The following is a 23,368-nucleotide window of genomic DNA, read 5'->3' as shown; positions in this document are numbered from 1 at the left end:
CATGTACTTGGCCGCAGACTGCGACGCCGGCATCGACATCGGCAAATTGATCTTCGGCGATCCGATCGCCGAGATGATGAGGATGGTTGCCAAGATCGCGATGCGCGGCGCCTTCAGCATCTTCGAAGCCGTGGGAAGCATCGGTTCGTACGACGAGGAATCGTCGGGTGTGATCAACCGTCAGACGCAGTGGATCGTCATGTATCTGGCAGTCGGCTCGATCCTCTTCGCGGCGGTCAAAATGGCCCTGGACAGGAAGGCCGACAGCGGCGAGACCGCGCTGAAGGGCGTCCTGCGGATCACCCTGGTCAACACGCTCGCGAGCAGCGTGCTCATCACGTTCACCGCCCTCATGGACAGATACTCCGCCCATCTGTTCACGGGCGCCCTTGAGAACCTGATGGACGGCATCGACTGCAGTGAGAGCATCCCGGCCATGTTGCTGCTGATCCTCGGCTGCCTCCTCATCGTCGCCGGCATCATCCACGCGCTTCTGATGTGGATCCGGCTCGGCGTGATGATCATCCTGATGGGCACGCTCCCCCTGGCCGCCGCCGCCTCCATGACCGAGTGGGGCGGCACCTGGTGGAAGAAGCACATGGGGTGGCTGATCGCCTGGCTGCTGTACAAGCCCATGGTCAGCCTCGTGTTCTTCTCGGGGTCCGTCATGGTGAATTCACAAGCCACCTCGGTCCCGGGCGAAGGCGCTTCCGAAGTCAATGTCCAAGTCGCGGGAATGGGAGTGCTTCTGCTTTCGGCGATCGCTCTGCCCGCGCTGATGAGAGTGATCGTTCCGGCGATGGAGTCCCTCGGGAGCGACGGGGCCGACAAAATGGCCGGCGGCATCGCCAGTGGCATCGCCACCGGCGCGAAGTCGATCGGCGCAGGGGCCGCCTCTCTCGCTGGTGGTGGCGCCGGGGCGCTCAAGCCCTCGGGAGCCAGCTCTTTGGGCGGCGGGGGCGGAAGGAAAGACAGTTCGCCGTCGGGCGGGGGCGGCGGAGGCGGCGGAGGCGGCGGAGGCGAATCCTCGGCCGGCGGAGCCAAAGACAGCTCACCGTCGGGCAGCGGAGGCGGAGACGAATCCTCGGGCGGCGCGGGCGGAGGCACGGACAGCTCACCGTCGGGCAGCGGAGGAAGCGAACGAAGTTCGTCGTCGGGCAGTAGCAGCCCCTCGGGCGGCGGAGGCGGAGGCAATGACAGCCCACCGCCGGGCAGCGGAAGCGAACCCCCGCAAGGCCGGAACGGTCAACTGCCGCCCGCCGACAAACCTACGGGCAATGCTCCCCGCGAGTGAGCACGTCGTTCCAGGACGGTCCCGCGATCCACTCACCGTAAGCGAAGCAGGTATTTCCCATGTCCACCGAAGCTCCTGTCATCCATCCCACGTACGGGAACTGGCGCAGGCCCAGACGGCCCGGCCTGGGGCCGCTCGGCCTCGTCGGCACCATCGGAGTGTTCGGCGGGATCATCATCGACCTCATCGCGTCGCTGATCTCGTTGCAGGTCACTCTGGTCCTGGTCGTCATGCAGGTCTTTCTGCTGCTGCCGCTGGCCGCGCGCACGCAGGACGGGCGCAACGTCTATCAGCTCTTCGCCCTGCGCGTCAGTTGGTTCCGTCGCAAGGCCAAGGGATCGACCACCTATGTCTCCGGTCCGCTGTCCCCGCGGCCGGGTGGCCGGTTCCGTCCGCCGGGACTGCTGAGCCGGGTCACGCTCAAGGAGGGCAGGGACGCCTATGACCAGCCGTTCGGTGTGGTGCACCACCGCAGCCGGAATCTCTACACCATCGTGCTTGAGTGTGAACCCGACGGCGGTTCCCTGGTCGACGCAGACCAGGTGGACACCTGGGTGGCGTCATGGGGCCACTGGCTGGCCCGGCTCTCCGCCGAGCCGGGCCTGCGCGGGGCGGCGGTGGTGGTCGAGACCGCCCCGGACACGGGAAACAGGCTGGCCAACGAACTTCTGCCCCGCATTCGTCCCGACGCCCCGGAGGCGGCACGGGCCGTGATGGAGGAAGTGGTGCAGCGGTATCCGACCGCGTCCTCCGAGATGCACACCTACATCACGCTGACCTACGGAAATCTCACCGGCCAGAAACGCAAGAGCGACGACGTCATCACCGATCTCGCCGTCCGCATTCCCGGCCTGCTGTCGGGACTGATGGCCGCGGGCGGCGGCCCCGCGGCCCCGCTGTCGGCCGAGCGCGTCGCGGAAGTCGTACGGGTGGCCTACGACCCGGCCGTGGCCGGGGACGTCCTCGACGCCCGCGCGCAGTACGGCGGAACCGGTCTGGAGTGGGAGGACGCCGGTCCCACGGCGACCGTGGAAACGGCCAACTCGTATCAGCACGACTCAGGAGTGTCCCGGACCTGGCTGCTCACCATCGCACCACGTGGCACGGTGCGTGCCCAAGTGCTTCAGGGACTGCTGGAGGCCACTCCGGGCACCCGCCGCAAGCGCGTGGCCCTGCTCTACCGCCCCATCGACCCGGCGACCTCGGCGCGCATCGTCGAGGCCGACCGGCGGGCGGCGCAGTTCATGGCGACCTCGAAGCGCGGCATGGTGCAGGCGCGTGCCGCCAACGAGGTGCAGGCCACCGAGCAGACGGCGGTGGAGGAGGCCAGCGGCGCCGGTCTGGTGGAGTTCTCGCTGATGGCCACGGTGACGGTCGACAGCGTCGAGGATCTCGACGACGCGAACACGTCGGTGCGCAACCAACTGGCCGGAGCGCGCCTGATGATGCGTCCGGCCGACCGGATGCAGGCGGCGGCGTTCAGCTGCACGCTGCCGGTCGGGATCCTGCCGTGGGAGTACACCCTGGTCCCGCGCGAATTGAAGGAGGCCTTGTGAGCAGCAGAAACACGCCCCGGACCAAGAGCACGACCAAGAGCAAGAAGTCTCCCCCGCGCCCCAGGACCCCGCTGGTACCGCCGCGCGGCTGGCCCGGCCCCGGCGGCGGCCAGGTGGCCAACGTGGACCCGCCGACCATGTGGCGGGCGACGACCGTGCAGGCATGCGGCCTGTGGCCGTTCGCGGCGGGCTCCGGCGCGCCGATGAGCGGCGTCCCGCTCGGCCAGCACCTGTTCACCGGAGCCACCGTCTGCGGTGACCCGCTGTCCTGGTTCACCCGCGCCCAGTACATCTCCAACCCCTCACTGTTCATGCTCGGTATGCCGGGCCTGGGCAAGTCCACCCTGGTCAACCGGATGCTCATCGGGCTGGCCGCCACCGGTGTGGTGCCGCTGGTGCTGGGCGACCTCAAGCCCGACTACGCCGACACCGTGCGCGCCCTGGGCGGACAGGTCATCTCCATCGGGCGCGGAGTGGGCGGCATCAACGTCCTGGACCCCGGGGCCATGGGCGCCGCCGCCCGGCGCATCGGCGGCGAGGCCGGCCGGGTGCTGATGGCCGAGACCCACGGCCGGGTGCTCAACATGGTCGCCGCGCTCGTCACCATCGTGCGCGACCGTCCCGTCGACGACCACGAGCAGTCGGTGCTGTCGGCGGCGCTGCACCATCTGCGCGAGCACACACCGCCCGGCCGCCAGCCGCTGCTGCCCGATCTGCTCCGGATCATCACCGAAGGGCCGGACCGGGTACGGGCGGTGACCCTGGACCGCGGGGACGAGACCCGCTACCGCGACGCCGTGGACCCCCTGCACCGCTCGCTGCTGGGCATCCTCGACGGACCGCTGGGCGACACGTTCGCCTCGGAGACGTCCACCCGCATCGACCTGGACTCACCGGCGGTGTGCGTGGACATCTCCCGGATCGGCGAGGCGGACACCCAGCTCACCGCGGCGGCGATGCTGGCCGCCTGGTCCGACGGCCTGGGCACCGTGGCCGCCTCGCACGCCCTGGCGGACGCCGGACTGCGGCCCCGGCGCTGGTTCTTCACAGTGCTCGACGAGTTGTGGCGACCGCTGCGCGCGGCCTCGGGCATCGTGGACCGTATCGACGCCCTGACCCGGCTCAACCGAAGCCTCGGCCTGGGCGACGCCAAGATCACCCACACGCTCAAGGACGCCGAGGCGCTGGGCACCGACTCCGACCGGGTCAAGGCACGGGGTTTCGTCGAACGCGCCGGCATGGTGGTGTGCGCGGGGCTGCCGCGCCAGGAGATGGAGGAGCTGGGCCAGATCGTCGGCCTGTCCCGGCGGGAGATCGATCTGGTCTCCTCCTGGTCCTCGCCCCCGGGCTGGGCCGCCCACGGGGACCGCGAGGAGCCGCCGGGCCGCGGCCGTTTCTTGATCAAGGTCGGCGGCCGGCCCGGCATCCCGATCCAGGTCGCGATCACCGACACCGAACGGCGCCTGCACGACACCAACAAGCGCTGGGCGTCGAACGATCCCGTCATCGAGCAGGCGTCCGCGCATGTTCCGGACCTCTCCAAGTTGTCGGAGACAGAAAGGAATTGGACCGCGTGAGCGCGACTGCGGCCAAGGCCAGGAGCCACGGCGGTGAGCTGGCACCCTGGGCGATCGTCGTGGTGGCGGCCGTGAGCCTGGTGGTGTTCGGGGGCGTGTGGCTCGGCGGCACGCTGGGTGCCGCGCTGACCGGCGCCGGCTGGCATCCTCCGCCGTTCGCCCTGGCGACGTTCGCCACCCTCTTCACCGACGGGCCGTCGGCACTCTGGCCGGACGCCTCGCCGGGCGGTGTGATCGCCGGCGTCGTCCTGGTCTTCGGCTCGGCCGTCGCCGCCGGTGTGCTGGTCGTACGGTGGGTGCTGCGGCGCGCCGCCCGGCCCAAGGGGCTGGCAGGGGGCCGGGAACTGGCCGCCCTGGCCCCGGCCGGCATCGCGGAACGCGCCCGCGACCTGCGCCCCTCGCTCAAGGGCCGCCGGCACCTGCACCCCGACGAGACGGGCAACCTCCTCGGCGACCTCGATCCCAGCGGCCCCGAACTGCGCTCGTCCTACGAGGACGTGGAGCTGGACCTGATGGCCCCGCGTGCCGGCAAGTCCACCGGCATCGCCGTCCCACGGGTGCTGCGCGCCCAGGGGGCGGTACTGCTGACTTCCAACAAGTCCGACGTCTACTCCGTCACCCGCGCCGCACGCGAAGAGGCGGGCCGGGTATGGACGTTCGACCCGCAGGGGATCGCCCACACCCCGCGCGAGATGTGGTGGGACATCCTCGCCGACTGCCACACCATCGAGGGCGCCCGCCGGCTGGCCGGGCACTTCGTCGCCTCCGTCAACGACGACCAGTCGAAGAAGGACTTCTGGATCTCCGCGGCCCAGAACACCCTCACCTCCCTGTTCCTCGCCGCCGCGCGCGGCAAGGCATCCGTGCTCGACCTGCTGGCATGGCTCGCCGACCCCGCCGACCGCACGCCGATCGACCTGCTGCGGGACGTCGACATGATCGCCATGGCCGAGCAGTTGCAGGGCACGGTCCGGGGCGCGGTGGAGACCCGCGACGGCATCTACGAGACCGCCCGGCAGTGCGTGGCCTGCCTGCTCGACCCGGAGATCGTGGCCTGGGTGACGCCCGATCCCGCACTGCCGCAGTTCAAGCCGCACGAGCACGTCCTGGCCACCGACACCCTCTATCTGCTGTCGAAGGACGGCGGTGGCTCAGCGGCGGGAGTGATCGCGGGGCTCGCCGACGCGACGATGCGGGCGGGCGTGGTGGCCGCCGAGCGCATGGGTGGCCGGCTCGACCCTCCGATGACCGCGGTCCTCGACGAGGCGGCCAACGTCTGTCGGATCTCCGACCTGCCAGACCTCTACAGCCACTTCGGCTCACGCGGCATCAACGTCGTGACCCTGCTTCAGAGTTACCGGCAGGGAAGCCGCGTGTGGGGCGAGGCGGGCATGGACGCCCTGTGGAGCGCGGCCACCATCAAGCTGCTCGGCGCCGGCCTGGACGACGCCGACTTCGTGGAGAAGATCTCCAAGCTCGTCGGCAACCACGACGTACGCACCGCGTCCTACTCCAAGAGCAAGGACGGCGGCTCCCACTCGTACTCCTACCGGCTGGACCCGGTGCTGCCCGCGGACCGGATACGCGCGCTGCCCAAGGGCACCGCCCTGTTGCTGGCCACCGGTGTACGGCCGGCCCTGATCCGGCTGCGCCCCTGGTACAAGGAGCCCAACGCCGGTGCCATCTCGGCGGCGGCGAAGGCCGAGACGGCGGCCATCACCGAGCGGGCAGCCCGCTCCTGGTCCGGCGGCGGCACCCATGCTCCCGCCGGCTCCATGAACAGGTGGGAGAGGGACGCGGTGTCCCTGGACAAGCAGTACCCCTAGGGCGTGTTTTAGAAGTAGCGTCGTCCGCCCATTGGGCGGGGCCCACGGCGTCTGGTGCGTGCGATCGCAAGGCGGAGGATCATCCTCGTACTGGACGTACTTGGATGACTCCGACAACGCAGCGAGCGCGCGTGCCAGACGCCGTGGGCCAGACGGGACTTCTCAAACACGCCCTAGGGTCTGCGAGCCAGCGTCACCGCGCGCAGCAGCCATTCGACCGGTCCGTACCGGACATGGCGCAACAGCCACCCGCCGTACGCGAGTTGCGCCCCGTACAGGGCGAAGCACCCCGCCAGCAGCACCACGGTGCCATGGCGGCCGTACCAGGCCAGTCCGTAACCGGTGAAGACCAGCGCCATCACCAGGGACTGGGTGAGGTAGTGCGTAAGGGCCAGTCGGCCGGCCCCCGCCAGTGCGCCGGCGGTACGGCCGCCGGGCCGGGAGTGCAGCAGAAGCAGCAGTCCGCAGACGTACGCGGCCGTGAGCGCCGGGGCGGTGAGCACGCCGACGGCCGAGCCGACGTCGTACCACCGGGCGTCCAGCGGCCCGTTGCGGCAGACCGCCATGAAGATGCTCCCCGCCAGGCCGACGGGCAGCGCGCGGACGACGATCCGCACCATCCGCGCGCGGTGCCGGCCGGTGTCACTGAGCAGCCCGCGCCTGCCGGCGGCCAGTCCCACCAGGAAGGCCGCCAGCATGTCGGCGCCGTACAGGACGCTCCAGCCCAGGGAGTCGCGCAACCACCCCAGATTGGCCCGGACGACGGAGCCGAAGTCCCCCTGGTAGGCAGCCGCGATCTCCTGGATCGCGGCCGTGCGGTCCCGCGGATTCATCGGCTCCGCGTAGGCGACCGTCGACAGGCCCCAGGCCAGGAGGCATACCGCGACACCGATGACAAGACAGGCCGCCGCCCGTACGGCGGTCCGGGGCTCGATGTCCCTGACCGCGAAGAGGACGAGGCTCAGCACCGCGTAGACCATCAGGACATCGCCGGAGAAGAGGAAGACGCCGTGCACGAGCCCCAGGAGGAACAGGCAGCTCAACCGGCGCAGATGCCGAGGAGCGAACGGTGCCCCCGCGCGCTCGGCCGAGGCCCTCTGCAACGTGAAGCTGTAACCGAACAGGAAGGAGAAGAGCAGGTAGAACTTGGCGCTGACCAGGACCGTGACGAGCCAGTCGGCCGCCTCGTCCACCCACCACACGGACAGTTCGCCCCCCGGACCCATATGAGGTCCGGCCATGGCCGGGAGATTGACCAGGAGAATGCCCAGCAGGGCGAATCCGCGCAGCAGGTCGATCTCTCGTATCCGTCCGCTCCGTCCAGCGGTGCTCCGGAGCCCTACCAGCGGACCGGAAGCGCGAGCGGGAACCGCCAGATGGACTCCGCGTTCCACACGATGTCGCCGGGCTCGCCCGCCAGCCGCAGCTTCGGGAAGCGGCGCAGCAGCGCCGCCAAGGCGACCTGCATCTCCATCCGGGCCAGCTGCGCGCCGGGACACCGGTGCGGGCCGTATCCGAACACCATGTGCTGCGCGGCTTCCCGTCGCGGGTCCAACTCGTGCGGGCGGGTGAACACTTCGCCGTCCCGGTTGGCGTTCAGATACGACACATGCACCGCGTCACCAGCTCGGATCCTTGTCCCGCTCAGCTCCACGTCCTCGGTGGCCACCCGTGGAATACCGACTCCCTGCCGGAAGGGAATGAACCGCAGCATCTCCTCTATGGCTGCGGGGAGCCGCTCGGGCCGTGTTCGGAGCTCGGCAAGGAAGGCGTCCCTGGTGAGCAAGGTGTAGATGATGTTGCTGATCTCGAAGGTCAGCGTGTCGGAAGCGACCACGATCACTTGCCCGAGCATCGCCAGCTCGGTGTCGGTGAGCGGCTCGTCGGCACCTTCGGACCTGCCCATCGCGCTCAGCAGGTCGTCACCCGGCTCCCGTCGCCTGCGCTCGGCCAGCTCGGTGAAGTAGCCGCGCAGATCCGACTTCGCCTGTGCCGCTTCGGCGCTCCGCAGGCTCGCCAACGTCATGACCGCCGCGGCCCGTTCCTGGAACCAGCTCCGATCACGTTCCGGGATGCCGAACATCTCACTCGTCACCGCCAGAGGCAGTGGCGAGGACAAGTGCTGGACCAGGTCGGCCGGGGCGCTCGTCCCGGCCAGGTCGTCCAGCAGCTGATTCACCACTCTCTCGGTGTGGGGCCGCAGACGCTCGACGGCGGGGCGCGTGAACCCCTGAGCGATCGCCCGGCGGAATCGGGTGTGCTCAGGAGGGTCCATGTTGTTGATCGCGTCCGAGTGCGCGATGGGCTGCGGTGTCATCCGCGGCAGGTCCCGGCCAACTCCGGCGGCCCGGCTGAATCGGCGGTCCGAGGTAACCGTCTGTACGTCCCGGTACCGGGACACCAGCCATGCCTCACCGGTCCCGTGTCGCATGCGTATCCGCGCCACAGGGTCCTCATCGAGCAGCCGCAGCAGCAGCGGATCGAACTCAAGTGCCTCGTTGTGGTGGAAGGGGCAGTCCCAGACCGCGCTGTCGTCCACCGGGGGTTGCTCAGCCATGAGTCTGCGTCAGCTTTTTCAGGGCTTCCTGGGTGTTGTAGGCGTTCTCCCAGTGCTCCACGATCCGGCCGTCCCTGAAGCGCCAGAGTCCGCAGAACCGCACTGCAGCGACCTGTGGGTACTTAGTGTGCACGGTGCCCAGCACCGCCCCGAAGTAGTCGTTGGCGGTGATGCTCTCCAGCTCCATCACCGTGGTGCCGTGGTGAAGTTCGAGAAGCGCCGCCTGCCGCGCCACGACCGCGGGTTTGCCCACGATATCTCCGGGATCGCGCTCGGTGCGCCCGGCCGGGTGCAGGACGACGTCGTCGTCCGAGTACTCCCCGATGGATGAGAGGTTCTCGTACACGGATCGCAGGGTTTCGACGTTCGGGTGTTCCTTCGGTACGCGCCGAACGGGCGCGGAGGGCCGGGTCGGAGCTTCCTCCCGGGAGCTTCGGGCGATCTCGTCCCACTGATCGTCGTCCAGCAGGATGTCGGCCGCCCGCAGGTTCTCCTCCAAGTGCTCGATCGACGTCGTGCCGGGGATCGGCAGTGTCGTGGGCGAGTCGCGCAGCAGCCAGGCGAGGGCCAGTTGGGCGGGCTTCACTCCGATCTCGCCGGCCGCCTTGGCGAGCTTGCTGTGCGACGCCAGCAGGCTTCCGCTGCCCAGCGGCCAGTAGCAGATGTAGGCGATGCCCTGTTCCTCGGCATACCTGACGACCGCCTCGTCGGTGCGGTCGCCGATGTTGTAGAGGTTCTCCACCGACGCGATCGTGGCGACACTGGCCGCCTCCTTCAACTGCTCTATCGTCACTCCGGGTTGGGAGGAGAGCCCGATGTGCCGGATCTTCCCCTCTTCCTGAAGCCGTCGCAGCTCACCCACCTGGTCCGTGAGGGGCACAGCCGGGTCGATGCTGTGCAGCTGATACAGGTCGAGGCAGTCCAGACCCAGGTTGCGCAGGCTCATCTCGACCTGCTGGCGCAGATACTCGGGCCGGCCGCAAGCGGCGATGTACCCCTCCCGCCAGTCTCCGGGGCCGCGCCGCAACAAGCCGCCCTTGGTGCAGATCACCAGGTCCTCGGGGTAGGGATGCAGTGCTTCGCGGATGATCTGCTCGTTGAAGTCCGGCCCGTAGGCATCCGCGGTGTTGATGAAATTGACGCCCAACTCCACGGCGCGGCGCAGCAGTCGGACGGCTGACGCCGGGTCCTTCGGCGGCCCCCAGCATCCCGGCCCGGTCAGCTTGATGGCACCGTAGCCGATCCGGTTGACCGTACGGTCTCCTCCGATGGTCAACTGCTGACTGACGCCGTTCGGCGAGATGGTCACAGTGCGAATTCCTTTTCTTCGTGAGAGGGGAGCGGCGTGGAGAGCTGTGCGTCAGGGGCAACCCAGGTGCCCAGCGCGATTTCGGCAGTGATGCCGGGCCCGAACCCGGCGAGCATTCCCCGTGCCCCGTGCGGAACGGTCCCTGATTCGATCAGTCGGCGCAGGGCGTCGAGTACGACGGCGGAGGCGATGTTCCCGTACTCCGTCAGGGTGCTGCGGCTGTAGGAGAACATGGCTGGATCGACGCCGAGGAAAAGAGACAGGTCGTCGAGAATCCTCGGTCCGCCGGCGTGAATGATGTAGAAGTCGAGCGCGCCCGCGTCCCACCCGTGCTTGTCGGCCAGATCGATCAGAGCAGGGGCGAGTTGCTTCATCGTCCCCGGGACTCTTCGGTCGAGCAGGAAATGGAACCCGGTGGCCTTCACCGCGTACGAGATCCAATCCTCGGTGTTCGGCACGAGGTGCGATCCGTTCCGCGCCAACTGTATTCCGCTGCCGCCCTCCGAACGAACGACAGCGGCAGCCACCGCGTCCCCGAACAACCCGTTGGACAGCAGGTTTCCCACGGTCATATCGGTCGGTTGATAGCAGAGGGAACAGAATTCACAGGAAACTATCAGGACATTCGCGTCGGCATGGGCCCGGCAGAAGTCACTGGCACGATTGATGGCGGCGCCGCCCGCGGCGCAACCCAGCTGCGAGATGGGCAACTGGCGTGTGTCCGCCCGAAATCCCAGGTTATTGATCATCCATGCGGTCAGGGACGGCATGCTGTATCCCGTGCACGACACGTAGATGATGGCATCAACCTGGTCGGCACTGAGCGCGGCATTCCGCAGTGCCCGCTCGACCACGGCCGGTATCCGGGCCTTCGCTTCCCGGAGATGAATTCGGTTGCGTTCCTCAAATCCCGGATGCGCCAGGGTTCTTTCGATGGGCTGAACCAGATGCCGGGTCCGTACTCCGGTATTCTCGATCAACTTGAGTGCCAACGGCAGCTGATCGTGATCAGGGTGGAGGCGCTCCGCGAGCTCAAGCGTCTCCCGCATACTGATCGTGTATTCGGGTACGTCGACCGCTGGGCAGCAAAGTACAGGCACACGTCTTCCGATCGGTATTCAGGAACAGATGATTCAGGGATCCCCGTGTTCATCCATCGGGCTCTGTGGCCCCTGTGCTGATCCACTACGGTCGAAGTTGCCGGATGGTTCAACGCCAAGCCGACCCTCGATCGGGTGCGCTGAGTGGGGTCTTGGGTCGTCAGGTCCGGGTCGGTGGCGCGCTCGCCGCCGCCGTCAGGAACGTGATCGCCCATCGCCGGGCCGCCTCGCCCGCCGCCGGGGACACGCAGCCGGGGGACGGCTGCTGGTGGACCTCAAGGCGGTCGACGGCCGTCACGGCGAGGATCCCCCGCATCCGGAACCACAGCTCCTCCGGGGAAAGGCCGGGCAGTACGCGCGCGAAGGCCGCGAGGTAGCGCTCGCGGACCGAGGCGTCGGCCGGGCCGGTCCAGCCGCGTACCTCCTCGGCCGGGTCGCTGAGGATCGTCATGATCAGCCGGGACGTCCGGGCGCTTCCCTCGCCGCCGGCCGGCATCACGTCGAACAGCGGCCCCGCGAATGCCTCCACCAGTTCACCGACCGATGGGTCGGGGGTCCGGGCGAGCAGTTTGTCGAGCCCGGCGCACTGGGCGGCGTTGATGGGCTCGATCACGCGGCGGGCGACCGCGGCCATCAGCTCCGCCTTCGAGCCGAAGTAGTAGCCGACGGCGGCCAGGTTCGCTCCGGCGAGTTTGGTGATCGCGCGGACCGAGGTGCCGCGGTATCCGTGCTCGGCGAAGAGGTGCTCGGCCGCGTCGAGGATCTGGGTGCGGGTGTCTGGGGTCGCCACACGAGGGACTCTACATATGTTTCAATGAAACGAACGTATGATTCAAACGAACGTATGAGAGAGGGCTGTCATGAAGCTGCTCGTGTACGGCGCCGGGGTTTGCGGCAGCCTGTTCGCCGCCCGTATGCACGAGGCCGGCCACGACGTCTCGCTCCTCGCCCGGGGCGAGCGTCTGACCGCGCTGCGCCGGCACGGAGTGCGGCTCGCCGAGGAAAACGACCCGGCTGCCAGGCGGGTGCCGGTACCAGTGGTCGAGCACCCGGACGGCGGGTACGACCTGATCACCGTCTTCGTCCGCACCCACCAGGTGGACGCGGTGCTGGACTCACTCGCCGGTGTCCAAGGTGACGTGCTGTTCCTGCTCAACTGGGCAGCCGGCCCTGAGACGCTGGGCGCGGTGATCGGCCACGAGCGGGTGCTGCTCGGCTTCCCCACGAGCGGCGGCACGATGGACGGCGACGTGATCCGTTACCGGAAGACCAACTTCATCACCCGCCGGGTCGCGATACCGATCGGCGAGCCCGACGGCCGTACCACCCCGCGACTGGTACGGCTCGTGGAGACGTTCCGTACCGCCGGGTTCAACGCCAAGGCCGAGCCGCGGATGGATGCCTGGCTCAGGACGCACGCCGCGTTCGAGGTCCCGCTCGGTCAGGCGGTACACGCGGCGGGCGGCCCGGTAGCGCTGGCCGACGACCCGGCCGCGGTCCGCGGCATGCTCCGCCTCATGCGGCAGAACCTCGCCGCGATGAAGACGCCGCCGGTACCTCGCGCGTTCGCCGCGCTGCGGACTCTGCCGCAAGGGCTCCTGGTGGCCGTGCTCCGGCGCTTCCTGAAGAGCCCGACGGCTGTGAACAGCGGACTCAGCGCCACCTCGCCCGCCGTGGCGGCCGAACTCGATCGGCTGGCCGAACAGCTCCGCGCCCCTGCGGGAGCCCGCTGAGCGAGTCAGAACGGCGAAAACCTCACCACACACGACTCGATCACGGGCACGAGCTGCTCGGGCCTCAGCGCCAGGGCACGCATCAGCATGCCGCGGTACTGACCGGTGGTGTACTCGCCTTTGCCCGCGTCGCGACTGAGCGGGTGCGGACATCGTGACAGCGTCTGATCCATTTCACCTTCACATTCCTGGATGGCTACTCGTTGTCGATGGCGGCGGCGACGGCGTGGCCGCCGAACTGGTTGCGCAGGGCGGCGATCATCTTCATCTGCGGGAAATCGTCCTGCCGGGACGCGAACCGGGAGAAGAGAGAGGCGGTGATGGCGGGGAGGGGTACGGCGTTGTCGATGGCGGCCTCGACCGTCCAGCGGCCCTCACCCGAGTCGTCGGCGTATCCCCTGAGCTCGCCGAGGTGCTCATCGGCGTCCAGGGCGTTCACGGCCAGGTCGAGCAGCCAGGAGCGGATCACCGTGCCCTCCTGCCAGGACCGGAAGACCTCACGCACATCCGTGACGGAGTCGACCTTCTCCAGCAGCTCCCAGCCCTCGGCGTAGGCCTGCATCATGGCGTACTCGATGCCGTTGTGGACCATCTTCGCGAAGTGCCCGGCGCCGACCTTGCCCGCGTGGACATAGCCGTACGGGCCCGCCGGCTTGAGCGCCTCGAAGACCGGCCGCACGACGGCGATGTCCTCAGCCGCACCGCCGACCATGAGGGCGTAACCGTTCCGCAAACCCCAGACACCGCCGGAGACGCCGGCGTCGACGAAGCCGATGCCCTTCGCGGCGAGCTCAACGGCGTGTCTCTCGTCGTCCGTCCAGCGGGAGTTGCCGCCGTCGACCACGATGTCACCGGGAGACAGCAGTTCCGCCAGCTCGTCGATGACGCCCTGCGTCGCCGGACCCGCGGGGACCATCACCCAGATCACGCGCGGCCCGTCGAGCTTGCCGACGAGTTCACCGAGGCTGTTCACGTCGGAGACCTCGGGGTTGCTGTCGTAGCCGATGACGATGTGGCCCGCACGGCGTATCCGCTCGCGCATGTTGCCGCCCATCTTGCCCAGGCCGACCAGTCCGAGTTCCATCGCCGTCATGTCACTTGCTCCTGTGCTGGGTTCGGTCAAAAGAACGCTGTGGGCAGCGCCGCCGCGTACGCGTCGTCCGGGTCGAGACGGCGCAGTTCCTCGGCGATCAGCTCGGCCGTGCTCCGCACGCGCAGGGCGAGGGTGCGGGTGGGCTGGCCGGTGATGGAGAGGGTCGCCACCGCGCCGACCGGGCGATCGATGTGGATCTCGCCCGACCCTGTGTACAGCCGGACCCCTGTCACCACAGGGCCCTCGGTGTCCCGCTGCTCGACCGGTACGCGGAGGCGGTCGGTGAGCCAGCGGGCCAGCAACTCGGCGCTGGGGTTGCCCGGTTCGCTCTCCACCACCGCCGAAGTGACGGTGGTGCGGACCTGGTCGAGGGCCGCGGCCAGCATGGAACGCCACGGGGTGAGGCGCGTCCAGGCCAGATCCGTGTCGCCGGGGGCGTAGGAGGCCGCACGTTCGGCCAGTTCCCGCAGCGGCTCCTCTGCCGCGTACATGTCCGTGATCCGGCGCTGGGCGAGCGCGCCCAGCGGGTCTTCGGCGGGCGCCGCCGGCGCGTCGGTCGGCCACCAGACGACGACGGGGGCGTCCGGCAGCAGCAGCGGCAGGATCACCGAGTCGGCGTGGTCGACGGCCTCGTCGTACAACCGGAGCAGCACGGTCTCACCGCTGCCGGCGTCGCCGCCGATACGGACCTCGGCATCGACGCGGGGATCGCTGCGGTGCCGGAGGCCACGGGCCGGCCGCTTGATGACGGCCAGGATCCGGGAGGGATGTTCACGCGAGGCCTCGGTCGCGGCCTTCACCGCGTCGTGTGCGTTCTCCTCGTCGGTGACGATGACGAAAGTGAGCACCATGCCGACAGCGGCGCTGCCGTTGGCCCTGCCCTCGGTCAATGCCTTGTTGATCCGGGCGGCCGTCGTGTACGTGAGGTCGGTGATCACGGCCTGCGCCACTTCCGTCCGTCTCGTGCGAGCATCTCCTCAGCCTCGCTGGGGCCCCAGCGGCCCGACGGGTACCGCGCGGGCCTGCCGTGCGTCTCCCAGTACTCCTCGATCGGGTCGAGGATCCGCCAGGACTCCTCGACCTCCTCGGTGCGCGGGAAGAGGTTGGCGTCGCCGAGCAGGACGTCGAGGATCAGGCGCTCGTACGCCTCGGGACTCTCCTCGGTGAAGGACTCGCCGTAGGCGAAGTCCATGGTCACGTCACGGATCTCCATCGAGGTGCCGGGCACCTTCGAACCGAATCGGGTGGTCATGCCCTCGTCGGGCTGCACTCGGATGACCAGCACGTTCGTGCCGAGTTCCGCGGTGGCGGTCGAGTCGAACGGCGAGTGCGGGGCACGCTGGAAGACCACCGCGATCTCCGTGACCCGGCGGCCCAGCCGCTTGCCGGTGCGCAGGTAGAACGGGACGCCCGCCCAACGGCGGTTGTCCACCTCCAGCTTGACGGCCGCGTACGTGTCGGTCCGCGACGCGGGATCGATGCCGTCTTCCTGGAGATAGCCGACGACCTTCTCGCCGCCCTGCCAGCCGGCCGTGTACTGGCCGAACACGGTGTGCTCGCCCAGTTCCTCCGGCAGCCGCACCGACTTCAGGACCTTGAGCTTCTCGGTGAGCAGCGCATCGGCGTCGAAAGCGATGGGCTCCTCCATGGCTGTCAGGGCGAGAAGCTGGAGGAGGTGGTTCTGGATGACGTCGCGAGCCGAGCCGATGCCGTCGTAGTAGCCGGCCCGGCCGCCGATGCCGATGTCCTCCGCCATCGTGATCTGCACGTGGTCGACGTACGACCGGTTCCAGATCGGCTCGTACATCTGGTTGGCGAAGCGCAGCGCCAGGATGTTCTGGACGGTCTCCTTGCCCAGGTAGTGGTCGATGCGGAACACCTGGTCCGGCTCGAACACGTCGTGGACGAGCGCGTTCAGCTCACGGGCGCTCCTCAGGTCCCGCCCGAAGGGCTTCTCGATCACCGCCCGCCGCCAGGAGCCATCGGGCGCGTCGGCCAGTCCGTGCTTCTTCAGCTGCCGGACGACCTTGGGGAAGAATTTCGGCGGCACGGACAGGTAGAAGGCGAAGTTGCCGCTGGTGCCCCGGGACTCGTCGAGGTCGTCGACGGTCTCCCGGAGCTTCTTGAACGCCTCGTCATCACCGAAGTCGCCCAGGACGAAACGCATGCCATCGGCGAGCTGCTGCCAGGTTTCCTCCCGGAACTCCGTACGGGCGTGTTCGCGCACCGAGTCGTGGACTGTCCGCGTGAAGTCCTCGTCCTCCCGGTCCCGCCGGGCGAAGCCGATGAGTGAGAAGCCCGGTGGCAGCAGCCCGCGGTTGGCGAGGTCGTACACGGCCGGCATCAGCTTCTTGCGGGACAGGTCACCGGTGACACCGAAGATGACCAGACCCGACGGGCCCGCGATACGCGGCAGCCGGCGGTCGGAGGCGGTGCGCAGAGGGTTCGTCCACCCGTCCGCCCCAGACGTCGGGGTTGTGTCCGACATCGCGTCAATCCCCTTTCGCGGCAAGGCGTTTCATATTAGATGATGCATCAACCGTTATCGATGCTCAATCTACATGACTGGGTGACACATCAACAAACCCCTCTACCCTTACACGCATGACTGAGGAACCAAGCCGGCTCACCCCGGCGGAGCAGCACGCCTGGCACAACTTCGTCCGGTTGCAGAGCAGGCTCATCGGCCGGCTCTTCCGCGATCTGCAGACCGAGTTCAACCTGTCCGCCGCCGACTACGCGGTTCTCCTCAATCTCACCGAGGTACCCGAGGGCCGGCTCCGCTTCCTGGACCTGGCCAGGGCGGTGGAATGGGAGAAGAGCCGCATGTCCCACCACATCGCCCGGATGACGAAACGCGGACTGGTGACTCGTGAGCCGTGCCCCGAGGACGGCCGCGGCGCGTTCGTGGTCGCCACCCCGGCCGGCCGGGAAGCGATCGTGGCGGCGGCCCCACTCCACGCCGGAGCTGTGCGCCGCCTGTTCATCACCCCCTTCACAGCACAGGAGCTGAACACGTTCAGCGAACTCTCGAAGCGCCTTCTGGAGCAGCTGGAAAAGGATTCACTCCAAGGCGGTCGAGGAGGCTTCCGCGGCAAGACAACCACCAGGATGGTTGATTAGTCAACCGAGGCTCATGGCGACGACCACGAGGCGCCGGCGCACCCGCCGGGCAGCGGAAAAGGGGCGCCCGGCGGACGTGCCGGAGGCTCCGACCCACCGGTCCCTGCTCGCTGCCAAGAACGCCCCGATCAATTCGGCGATGGCACCGACGGCCTCGCCGACCGCATCACGTTGTCCCCTTCGAGCGGCGACTGGCCGCGCTCCGGCCGGAGTAACCTCACTGCGCCCGGCGTTGGCGCTGGGGCTGGGGCTTGGAAAAGTTGGGCAAGGGCCTGTCCGCGTATGCGCCGCGCGCTGCGTTACTTGGCCGTGCGTCAGGTTCCGGTGTTTGTTGTTCCCTCAGGAATTTCGCTATCGCTTCATGTGCACTGCTTGCGGTTTCGTGGTTCTGAGGCACGCTGACCGGTGACGGCGACAGGCCCGCTCGTTCAGTCGGCGAGGTCGGCCTCGACCAGTCTCCGTAGTCTGTCGATCGCGTCACCGGTCGCTGGTTCGGATCCCCAAGTGTGAGGCCCACCTGGTCACCGCGGCCCCCCCGAGCCTCGGTGAGCGCCTCCCGTACCGCCTCCTTGACTGCTTCGGTGAGTTCGGTTTCGGAGGCTTTCTTCTGCGGCTGCGCTGAAGGGGCTTGTTCCTGTTCCTGTTCGCGCGCCCTCTTCTTCTCCGACCTCCGAGAGCTGAACGCGATCGCTCCGACGGCCAATCCAGTCAGGGCGACCCCTGCCACGACACCACCCCCGAACCCGAGTCCGGCCAAGACAGCTGCCCCGACCATCAGCCAGACCGCGAGCACCATGGCATTGTCCGAAGCCGCGGCTCGCCGGGCTGTCCGCCCCAGGGGCTTGAGTGCGGTTACCGCTCTCCCCAGCCGGGTGCTCCACCCCTTCTCTTCCTCTTTCCGATCAGGGTCGTCAACTCTGTCCGTATCGGACATGCGGTGCTCCTAAACCGACTTGCGGCAGGGTGGTCATGACGGGGCATCTTGAGCAACAACGGTGAGGGACCGTAGTCGGTTCAGATCCGGCGGAGTTGAACTGTTTCCCTCCGGTGTCCGTTGCGGTGTGCGCAGAGCTGCCGTGGCGCGTGGGCCGTGCCCGTGCGAGGCCGCGCGCCGACACCGTAAGGAAGGTATGGACATGAACAGAGGTGACGAAGCCGGCGGCCCGGGGCCCGAGCCGCCCGCCCACTTCTCGGTAGTCATCTTCGGCGACGGTTCCGCCGCCATCGACGGCGATCCGGTGACTGTGGTGCCGGGCGAGCCGCTCGATGTCGCGATCCTCGACATGCTGCACGGATACGCGCGCGGCCTGAACGCTCCGGTGACGGGAGCCATCTCCGACCCGTCGGCGGGTTATACGGCGATCGTGGAGGTCGCGCCGGACGGGTCCAGCAAGCTGCTGGAGCAGCGTGAGAAGGAGGAGGACGACGAGGAGGACGCGGAGAAGGGGCCGGTCGCGGCCGGCGGCTCCGGCGAGCGCGCCCGGCAGCAACGGGAGCCTGTCGAGCCGTTCGAGTCCGGCAGGCCGCGGGCCGAGACCGAGACCGAGGCCGGAACCCCGGACACCGGTCGCGAGGCGAAGACGAACGCGCTGCCGGAGCCGCCCGCGAGGCCACGGCCCACGCCTTCTCCCGCTCTTCGCGCGGTGCCGGGAGGGGAGTCCGCCCGGCCGAGGAAGCAGTCCCAGTCGGACGAGGAGTACGAGCGGCCGGGGCTGTTCCAGCGGCCCCTGTTCATCGGCGGAGTGGCCGCCGCCGTCGCGGTACTGGTCGTCGGCTCGCTGGTGGCGCTGGGCAGTGGCACGGGATCGGGAGGGGCCGAGGGGAAGAATCAGGCGGCCGGTTCCGGTCAGGAGGCGAGCAATTCCCCGATGACGTTCCGGCCACCGGGCTACTCGCGCCCCAGCAGCCCGGTGCCTTCGGTTTCGGCGTCGCCTTCGGTCACGAAGTCGCCGTCGCCGTCGCCGTCGTCCTCCAAGACGAAGCCCGCCCCTCCCAAGCCGAAACCGAAGCCGAAGCCCGCGGAGCCGGAGCCCGAGCCGACGCCGACGAAGCCCAGGGCGACCGGCCCCAAGTTCCCCACCGGTCCGCTCCTGATCAAGAATGAGAAGTTCGGCACCTGCGTCGATCTTCCCGGCCGGGGCGAGGGCAAGCAGCACGGCAGGGTCCAGGACGCTCGCCCGTGCGACCCGACGAGCGCCGACAACCAGCAATGGACCCTGAAGCGGACCCACAAGGGCCGCGGCACCGGCGGCGCCGACCTGTACCTGATCCGCAACGTCAAGGACGGCCGCTGTCTGGACCTGTACGACGACGACCCCGCCCCGGTCTCGATGCGGGTGAACGAGTTCAGGTGCAAGGCGACCCTTGCGGACAACATGCTCTGGTGGTTCCACAAGCGCCCCAACGGCACGTACTGGATCCGCAACCAGATGAGCGGCGACATGTGTCTCGACATATCGCGGACGGAGAAGGAGAAGCCCGCGAACGCCAGTCTCACGATCTACCCCTGCGACGACCGCGACGACCACCAGTGGCGGTTCGTGAAGAGCTGACGCTCCTCCCGGCGTACTGCTAGTTCGGGCCCCTGCCCCGGTCGGGGCCGAACGGGTCGACGGCATCGACGGGGGGCTTCTCCTTCGACCGGTGGTTGCCGGGTTTGCAGCCGGCGAAGGGGCCCGACGGATCTCGCAGTGACTGCATGACCGGCCCCAGGTGGTCCCGGTGCCAGTTGGCGGGTCCGGACATCCCGGAGCCGGGGCCGGTCAGATCCGCCCAGGCGAGCCACAGGCCGTGGAGCTGGGCCACCGCTTCCTGGTGCTCCCACCAACGGGAGCACCAGGGGGCGGCGGAGGTGACCTCCCTGCCGTAGACCGGCAGCAGCACATGGTGGGCCCACAGCGTCAACTGGCGCAGATTCTTGGCGTACTCGGGCCCCTCCAGATAGAGGATGAACCGGGGTGCGGAGGGGGGCGGTTTCTCGGAGGTGTCCTCCGAGGGTGTTTGAGCCTCTTGTCCGGCGTCAGCGGTGTCGACCGTCATCGTGTTCCCTTCCCATGCGCATCTGGACGAATTGTTGGGGAGGTTGTGGCATGTGCGGACCGTGCCTGCCCCGGGGAGCACAACGCACACAGGACGTACGAGGTTCACCGAGCCTCGTCTCACGCGGTCACGCGATCACGCGGCACACGTGCGGTCGTTCAGGCGGCAGAGCCTGTCCCTCATGGCCTCGGCGTCCGGGTGATCGAAGTTCTCCCAGATGGCCAATGCCTTCAGCCAGCTGGTGCGAGCCGCCTCGGGCTCGCCCGTGGCCAGTTGGACATCGCCGAGATTGCTCAGGGTGTAGCCCTCGCCCGTCTCGTTGGCGACGTCCCGATGTGCGTCGAGCGCCCGGCCGTAGTGCTCGACGGCATCGTCGTAGCGACGGAGCTGGTGATCGATCGTACCGAGGATGTCGAGCACCACACCCTCGACCCAGCGATTGTCGATGGTCCGCAGGACGGTCAGCGACTGCTCCAGGCAGTCCTTGGCCTCGTCGAACCGGCCCAGTTGCTGGTAGGCGTCGCCCAGATTGGCCAAGGCGATCGCCTGCCCCCAGGAGTAGCCGACGAGTTGGGACATGACGAGCGCTCGCCGGCTGTACTCGACGGCCTTGTCGGGTCTGCCGCTGTTCAGGTAGATGTTGCCCAGATTCGCGACGGCGTGCATCCTGCCGTGCCTGTCCCCCAGTTCGCGGCGGAGGACCATCTCCTGCCGGTAGTACGCGATGCTTTCGTCGAAACGGCGGAACTGCGCCAGAGCGCCGGCCACGTCCCCGAGGGACTGGGCCTCGCCTCTGCGGTCGTGGGCCGCGCGGGCTGCCGCGAGAGCTGTCCGGGAGGTGTCCAGCCAGTCCTGGAGATGGCTGCGGAGATAGAAGAATCCCCACAGACCGGCGGCGAGTTTCCAGGCGATGTCGGATCTGCCGGACGCGGCGGCCTGGTGCACGGCGGCGACGAGGTTGGCGCGCTCGGTCTCGCACCAGTGCAGAGCCTGGTCGTGAGCCGTGAACGCCAGGGGGCGGCAGTCGGCAGGCGCCGGTTCCAGGAGAATGCGTCGGCGGTGCGGGGCGAGGAAGGGATACGCCGCGTCCACGGTGTGCAGGTACCAGCCGAGGAGCCGATCCACCGCCCGGTCGCGCTCCTCCTGTGACTCGTCGGTGTCGACTCGTTCGCGGGAGTAGACGCGCAGGAGGTCGTGCACGGTGTAGCGGCCGGGCAGATGCTCGATGAGCAGGTGCGCGTGGGAGAGTTCGGCGAGCAGGCCGCGGGTCTCCCGCAGGGTGAGGCCCGCAAGGGTGGCCGCGGCGGGTGCGGAGATGTCCGGGCCGGTGTGGAGGCCCAGGAGGCGGAACAGTCGCGAGGCCGGGACGGACAGGGCGTCGTACGACCACGAGAACACCGCTCGTACATCGGTGCTGAGATCACCGCTCACGAAGGCGTCGAGACTTCCCTGGGTGTCGTGCAGCTCGTCGGCGATGGCGCTGAGTGGGAAGCCGGGATTGATCGCCGCGCGGGCGGCGACAACGGAGAGTGCCAGAGGTAGCCGAGCGGCGTGTGTGACGATTTCGTCCACCGCGAGTGGCTGTGCGCCCACTCGCTCGTCGCCGAGTCGGAGCCTCAGGAAGTCGCGTGCGGCTGCGGGGGTCAACTGCTGCAGAGTGAGCGGCTGCGCTCCCTCATTGACCATCAGGCTGGTGAGTTGGTTGCGGCTGGTGACGATGACGAGGCAGGTGGGAGAGCCGGGCAGCAGCGGCCGGACGTGTTCGACGTCGCGTGCGTTGTCGAGAAGGATCAGCATTCGCCGGTCCGCCAGCAGAGTGCGGTACAGCGAGGCCTGGGCCTCGGGTTGCGTGGGGATGCGCTGTGAGGGGACGCCGAGGGCGTCGAGAAAGATCCGGACGGCGTCCTCCGGCGTCACGATCGAACCGGTCGCGTCGAAACCGCGCAGGTTGATGAAGAGCTGTCCGTCGGGAAACCCGTCGGCGATCTCATGAGCCAGATGGACGGCCAGAGTTGTTTTGCCGATTCCTGCCATGCCGGTCACGACGCCGATGGTCATCGCCTCCGAGTGGCCGCCGTCCTTCGGCAACAGCGCACGCGCCTGGTCGAGTTCGGTCTGCCTACCGGCGAACGTAGCCAAGTCGGCCGGGAGTTGGGCGGGCCGGCAGATCCGCGCGCCAGCGGCGGGTACTTGATCGACCTCTTGTCGCGGGGGCGGAGAGTACTCAAGTGACGCGTCGGCCGTCAGAATGCTGTGGTGCAGTTCCCTCAGTGCGGCGCCGGGTTCGATGCCCAACTCAGCCACGAGGGTGCTTCGTATCTTGCGATAGCACGCCAGCGCATCCGCCTGACGCCCCGATCGGTACAAGGCGAGCATAAGCAGCTGCGACAGCCGCTCCCGCAGCGGATGCTGGCTGGTCAGAGCGTAGAGCTCGCGAACAATCGTCTCGTGTCGCCCGAGCCGGACATCGATGTCAAAGCGGGCCTCAAGGGTGCTCAGTCGGACTTCGCTCAGTCTGAAGCGCTCGGCCTCGGCGAGCGGGCCCGCCAGCCCGGCCAGGGGAGTTTCATGCCACCCGTCGAGTGCGGCGTGCAACAGCGTTGACGCGGCGGACAACTCGCCCGCAGTGCGCAACTTCGTGCCCTGTGCGACCCGCCGCTCGAACACGCCCAGATCCAGGGCCTCTTCAGGGACGCGGGCCAGATATCCGTCAGTGGCCGAGACGATCACAGCCCGGGACTCGGAAACCCGATCGGGCTCCAGGATCTTGCGCAGCCGGGACACGTAGGTTCGCAGAACGGGTACGGCCGCCGCCGGCGGATCCTCACCCCAGACGGCGTGGACGATCTCGGCGGTGGTGACCAGGCGCCCACGCCGTAACAACAGCGCCGCCAGTACCACCCGCTGCTGAGGCGAACCGAGCGACAGCTCCTCGTCCCCACGCCATGCCCGGACCGGCCCCAACACGGCGAAACGCAGGGGGACTTCGTAGGCTGTGTCCACCCCTCGACTATACAAAGATTGGCTGTGGTTCCCGGCCGAGGCTTGTGGAGGGCGGAGGCTCGACACGCCACCCGAGGTGGATGCCGACGAGCATGCCGGTGGGCGTGAACGACGTCCGATGTCCTTGGCACGAAGACCTCCGCGCGGTGTGTTCCTGG

General features: G+C 68.5%; 18 protein-coding genes. 7 read left to right on the top strand and 11 right to left on the bottom strand.

The window, feature by feature from the left end:
- Window position 1 precedes the first annotated feature (1 nt).
- From ACFWV8_RS05705 to ACFWV8_RS05690, 4 genes are all read left to right on the top strand, one after another.
- A complete protein-coding gene (locus ACFWV8_RS05705) occupies window positions 2-1,294 on the top strand; it encodes a hypothetical protein (protein WP_384198275.1) in 1,293 nt (430 codons plus the stop codon).
- Window positions 1,295-1,353: 59 nt separating this feature from the next.
- A complete protein-coding gene (locus ACFWV8_RS05700; protein ID WP_384198273.1) occupies window positions 1,354-2,850 on the top strand; it encodes an SCO6880 family protein in 1,497 nt (498 codons plus the stop codon).
- Between the two features lie 137 nt (window positions 2,851-2,987).
- Entirely contained in the window at window positions 2,988-4,427 is a 1,440-nt protein-coding gene (locus tag ACFWV8_RS05695) for an ATP/GTP-binding protein (protein ID WP_384198383.1), read from the top strand.
- The gene (locus tag ACFWV8_RS05690; RefSeq protein WP_384198271.1) at window positions 4,424-6,253 is read left to right on the top strand and encodes a type IV secretory system conjugative DNA transfer family protein; all 1,830 of its coding nucleotides are present in this window, start codon (window positions 4,424-4,426) and stop codon (window positions 6,251-6,253) included. The genes ACFWV8_RS05695 and ACFWV8_RS05690 overlap by 4 nt, the downstream gene beginning before the upstream one ends.
- A 173-nt stretch (window positions 6,254-6,426) precedes the next feature.
- Here the strand turns inward: ACFWV8_RS05690 and ACFWV8_RS05685 are convergent, their stop codons facing one another.
- From ACFWV8_RS05685 to ACFWV8_RS05665, 5 genes are all read right to left on the bottom strand, one after another.
- A complete protein-coding gene (locus tag ACFWV8_RS05685) occupies window positions 6,427-7,494 on the bottom strand; it encodes a DUF418 domain-containing protein (protein WP_384198269.1) in 1,068 nt (355 codons plus the stop codon).
- Window positions 7,495-7,592: 98 nt separating this feature from the next.
- Window positions 7,593-8,810 (bottom strand): cytochrome P450, encoded by a 1,218-nt coding sequence (locus ACFWV8_RS05680; protein ID WP_384198267.1) that lies wholly within the window; start codon window positions 8,808-8,810, stop codon window positions 7,593-7,595.
- The gene (locus tag ACFWV8_RS05675) at window positions 8,803-10,119 is read right to left on the bottom strand and encodes an aldo/keto reductase (protein WP_384198265.1); all 1,317 of its coding nucleotides are present in this window, start codon (window positions 10,117-10,119) and stop codon (window positions 8,803-8,805) included. Before ACFWV8_RS05675 ends, ACFWV8_RS05680 begins: the two co-directional genes overlap by 8 nt.
- The gene (locus ACFWV8_RS05670; protein WP_384198263.1) at window positions 10,116-11,219 is read right to left on the bottom strand and encodes a type III polyketide synthase; all 1,104 of its coding nucleotides are present in this window, start codon (window positions 11,217-11,219) and stop codon (window positions 10,116-10,118) included. The genes ACFWV8_RS05675 and ACFWV8_RS05670 overlap by 4 nt, the downstream gene beginning before the upstream one ends.
- A 160-nt stretch (window positions 11,220-11,379) precedes the next feature.
- A complete protein-coding gene (locus tag ACFWV8_RS05665) occupies window positions 11,380-12,009 on the bottom strand; it encodes a TetR/AcrR family transcriptional regulator (protein ID WP_384198262.1) in 630 nt (209 codons plus the stop codon).
- Between the two features lie 70 nt (window positions 12,010-12,079).
- On the opposite strand from ACFWV8_RS05665, the gene ACFWV8_RS05660 reads away from it, so the two are divergent.
- Complete coding sequence (locus ACFWV8_RS05660) at window positions 12,080-12,952, top strand: ketopantoate reductase family protein (protein WP_384198260.1); 873 nt, start codon at window positions 12,080-12,082, stop codon at window positions 12,950-12,952.
- Window positions 12,953-12,957: 5 nt separating this feature from the next.
- On the opposite strand, the gene ACFWV8_RS05655 is transcribed toward ACFWV8_RS05660, so the two are convergent.
- Genes ACFWV8_RS05655 through zwf form a run of 4 tightly spaced genes read right to left on the bottom strand, consistent with a single transcriptional unit; the run spans window position 12,958 to window position 16,533 of the window.
- Complete coding sequence (locus ACFWV8_RS05655) at window positions 12,958-13,125, bottom strand: hypothetical protein (RefSeq protein WP_384198259.1); 168 nt, start codon at window positions 13,123-13,125, stop codon at window positions 12,958-12,960.
- 23 nt (window positions 13,126-13,148) lie between these two features.
- A complete protein-coding gene (gene gnd, locus ACFWV8_RS05650; protein WP_384198381.1) occupies window positions 13,149-14,036 on the bottom strand; it encodes a phosphogluconate dehydrogenase (NAD(+)-dependent, decarboxylating) in 888 nt (295 codons plus the stop codon).
- A 35-nt stretch (window positions 14,037-14,071) separates the two neighbouring features.
- Window positions 14,072-14,983, bottom strand: a complete 912-nt coding sequence (opcA, locus tag ACFWV8_RS05645) for a glucose-6-phosphate dehydrogenase assembly protein OpcA (protein ID WP_384198257.1) — start codon at window positions 14,981-14,983, stop codon at window positions 14,072-14,074.
- A complete protein-coding gene (zwf, locus tag ACFWV8_RS05640; protein ID WP_384198255.1) occupies window positions 14,980-16,533 on the bottom strand; it encodes a glucose-6-phosphate dehydrogenase in 1,554 nt (517 codons plus the stop codon). Before zwf ends, opcA begins: the two co-directional genes overlap by 4 nt.
- Window positions 16,534-16,649: 116 nt before the next feature.
- On the opposite strand from zwf, the gene ACFWV8_RS05635 reads away from it, so the two are divergent.
- Window positions 16,650-17,168: a MarR family winged helix-turn-helix transcriptional regulator gene (locus ACFWV8_RS05635; RefSeq protein WP_384198253.1), complete on the top strand. Its 519-nt coding sequence runs from the start codon at window positions 16,650-16,652 to the stop codon at window positions 17,166-17,168.
- A 1,136-nt stretch (window positions 17,169-18,304) separates the two neighbouring features.
- A complete protein-coding gene (locus tag ACFWV8_RS05630) occupies window positions 18,305-19,720 on the top strand; it encodes an RICIN domain-containing protein (protein ID WP_384198251.1) in 1,416 nt (471 codons plus the stop codon).
- A 19-nt stretch (window positions 19,721-19,739) separates the two neighbouring features.
- On the opposite strand, the gene ACFWV8_RS05625 is transcribed toward ACFWV8_RS05630, so the two are convergent.
- Window positions 19,740-20,207: a DUF4913 domain-containing protein gene (locus ACFWV8_RS05625; RefSeq protein WP_384198249.1), complete on the bottom strand. Its 468-nt coding sequence runs from the start codon at window positions 20,205-20,207 to the stop codon at window positions 19,740-19,742.
- 135 nt (window positions 20,208-20,342) lie between these two features.
- The gene (locus tag ACFWV8_RS05620; protein ID WP_384198248.1) at window positions 20,343-23,210 is read right to left on the bottom strand and encodes a BTAD domain-containing putative transcriptional regulator; all 2,868 of its coding nucleotides are present in this window, start codon (window positions 23,208-23,210) and stop codon (window positions 20,343-20,345) included.
- Window positions 23,211-23,368: the final 158 nt, after the last annotated feature.

The sequence above is a fragment of the Streptomyces sp. NPDC058665 genome, assembly GCF_042714995.1.
GTDB lineage: Bacteria > Actinomycetota > Actinomycetes > Streptomycetales > Streptomycetaceae > Streptomyces.
The sequence above is the reverse complement of the archived record's forward strand: the minus strand, read 5'-3'. Positions and strand labels throughout refer to the sequence as shown.

Coding starts and splice junctions, on each gene's coding strand:
- ACFWV8_RS05705 (WP_384198275.1), top strand. CDS start 2: ATGTACTTGGCCGCAGACTGCGACGCCGGCATCGACATCGGCAAATTG.
- ACFWV8_RS05700 (WP_384198273.1), top strand. CDS start 1,354: ATGTCCACCGAAGCTCCTGTCATCCATCCCACGTACGGGAACTGGCGC.
- ACFWV8_RS05695 (WP_384198383.1), top strand. CDS start 2,988: ATGTGGCGGGCGACGACCGTGCAGGCATGCGGCCTGTGGCCGTTCGCG.
- ACFWV8_RS05685 (WP_384198269.1), bottom strand. CDS start 7,494: ATGGCCGGACCTCATATGGGTCCGGGGGGCGAACTGTCCGTGTGGTGG.
- ACFWV8_RS05680 (WP_384198267.1), bottom strand. CDS start 8,810: ATGGCTGAGCAACCCCCGGTGGACGACAGCGCGGTCTGGGACTGCCCC.
- ACFWV8_RS05660 (WP_384198260.1), top strand. CDS start 12,080: ATGAAGCTGCTCGTGTACGGCGCCGGGGTTTGCGGCAGCCTGTTCGCC.
- ACFWV8_RS05655 (WP_384198259.1), bottom strand. CDS start 13,125: ATGGATCAGACGCTGTCACGATGTCCGCACCCGCTCAGTCGCGACGCG.
- gnd (WP_384198381.1), bottom strand. CDS start 14,036: ATGGAACTCGGACTGGTCGGCCTGGGCAAGATGGGCGGCAACATGCGC.
- zwf (WP_384198255.1), bottom strand. CDS start 16,533: ATGTCGGACACAACCCCGACGTCTGGGGCGGACGGGTGGACGAACCCT.
- ACFWV8_RS05635 (WP_384198253.1), top strand. CDS start 16,650: ATGACTGAGGAACCAAGCCGGCTCACCCCGGCGGAGCAGCACGCCTGG.
- ACFWV8_RS05630 (WP_384198251.1), top strand. CDS start 18,305: ATGAACAGAGGTGACGAAGCCGGCGGCCCGGGGCCCGAGCCGCCCGCC.
- ACFWV8_RS05625 (WP_384198249.1), bottom strand. CDS start 20,207: ATGACGGTCGACACCGCTGACGCCGGACAAGAGGCTCAAACACCCTCG.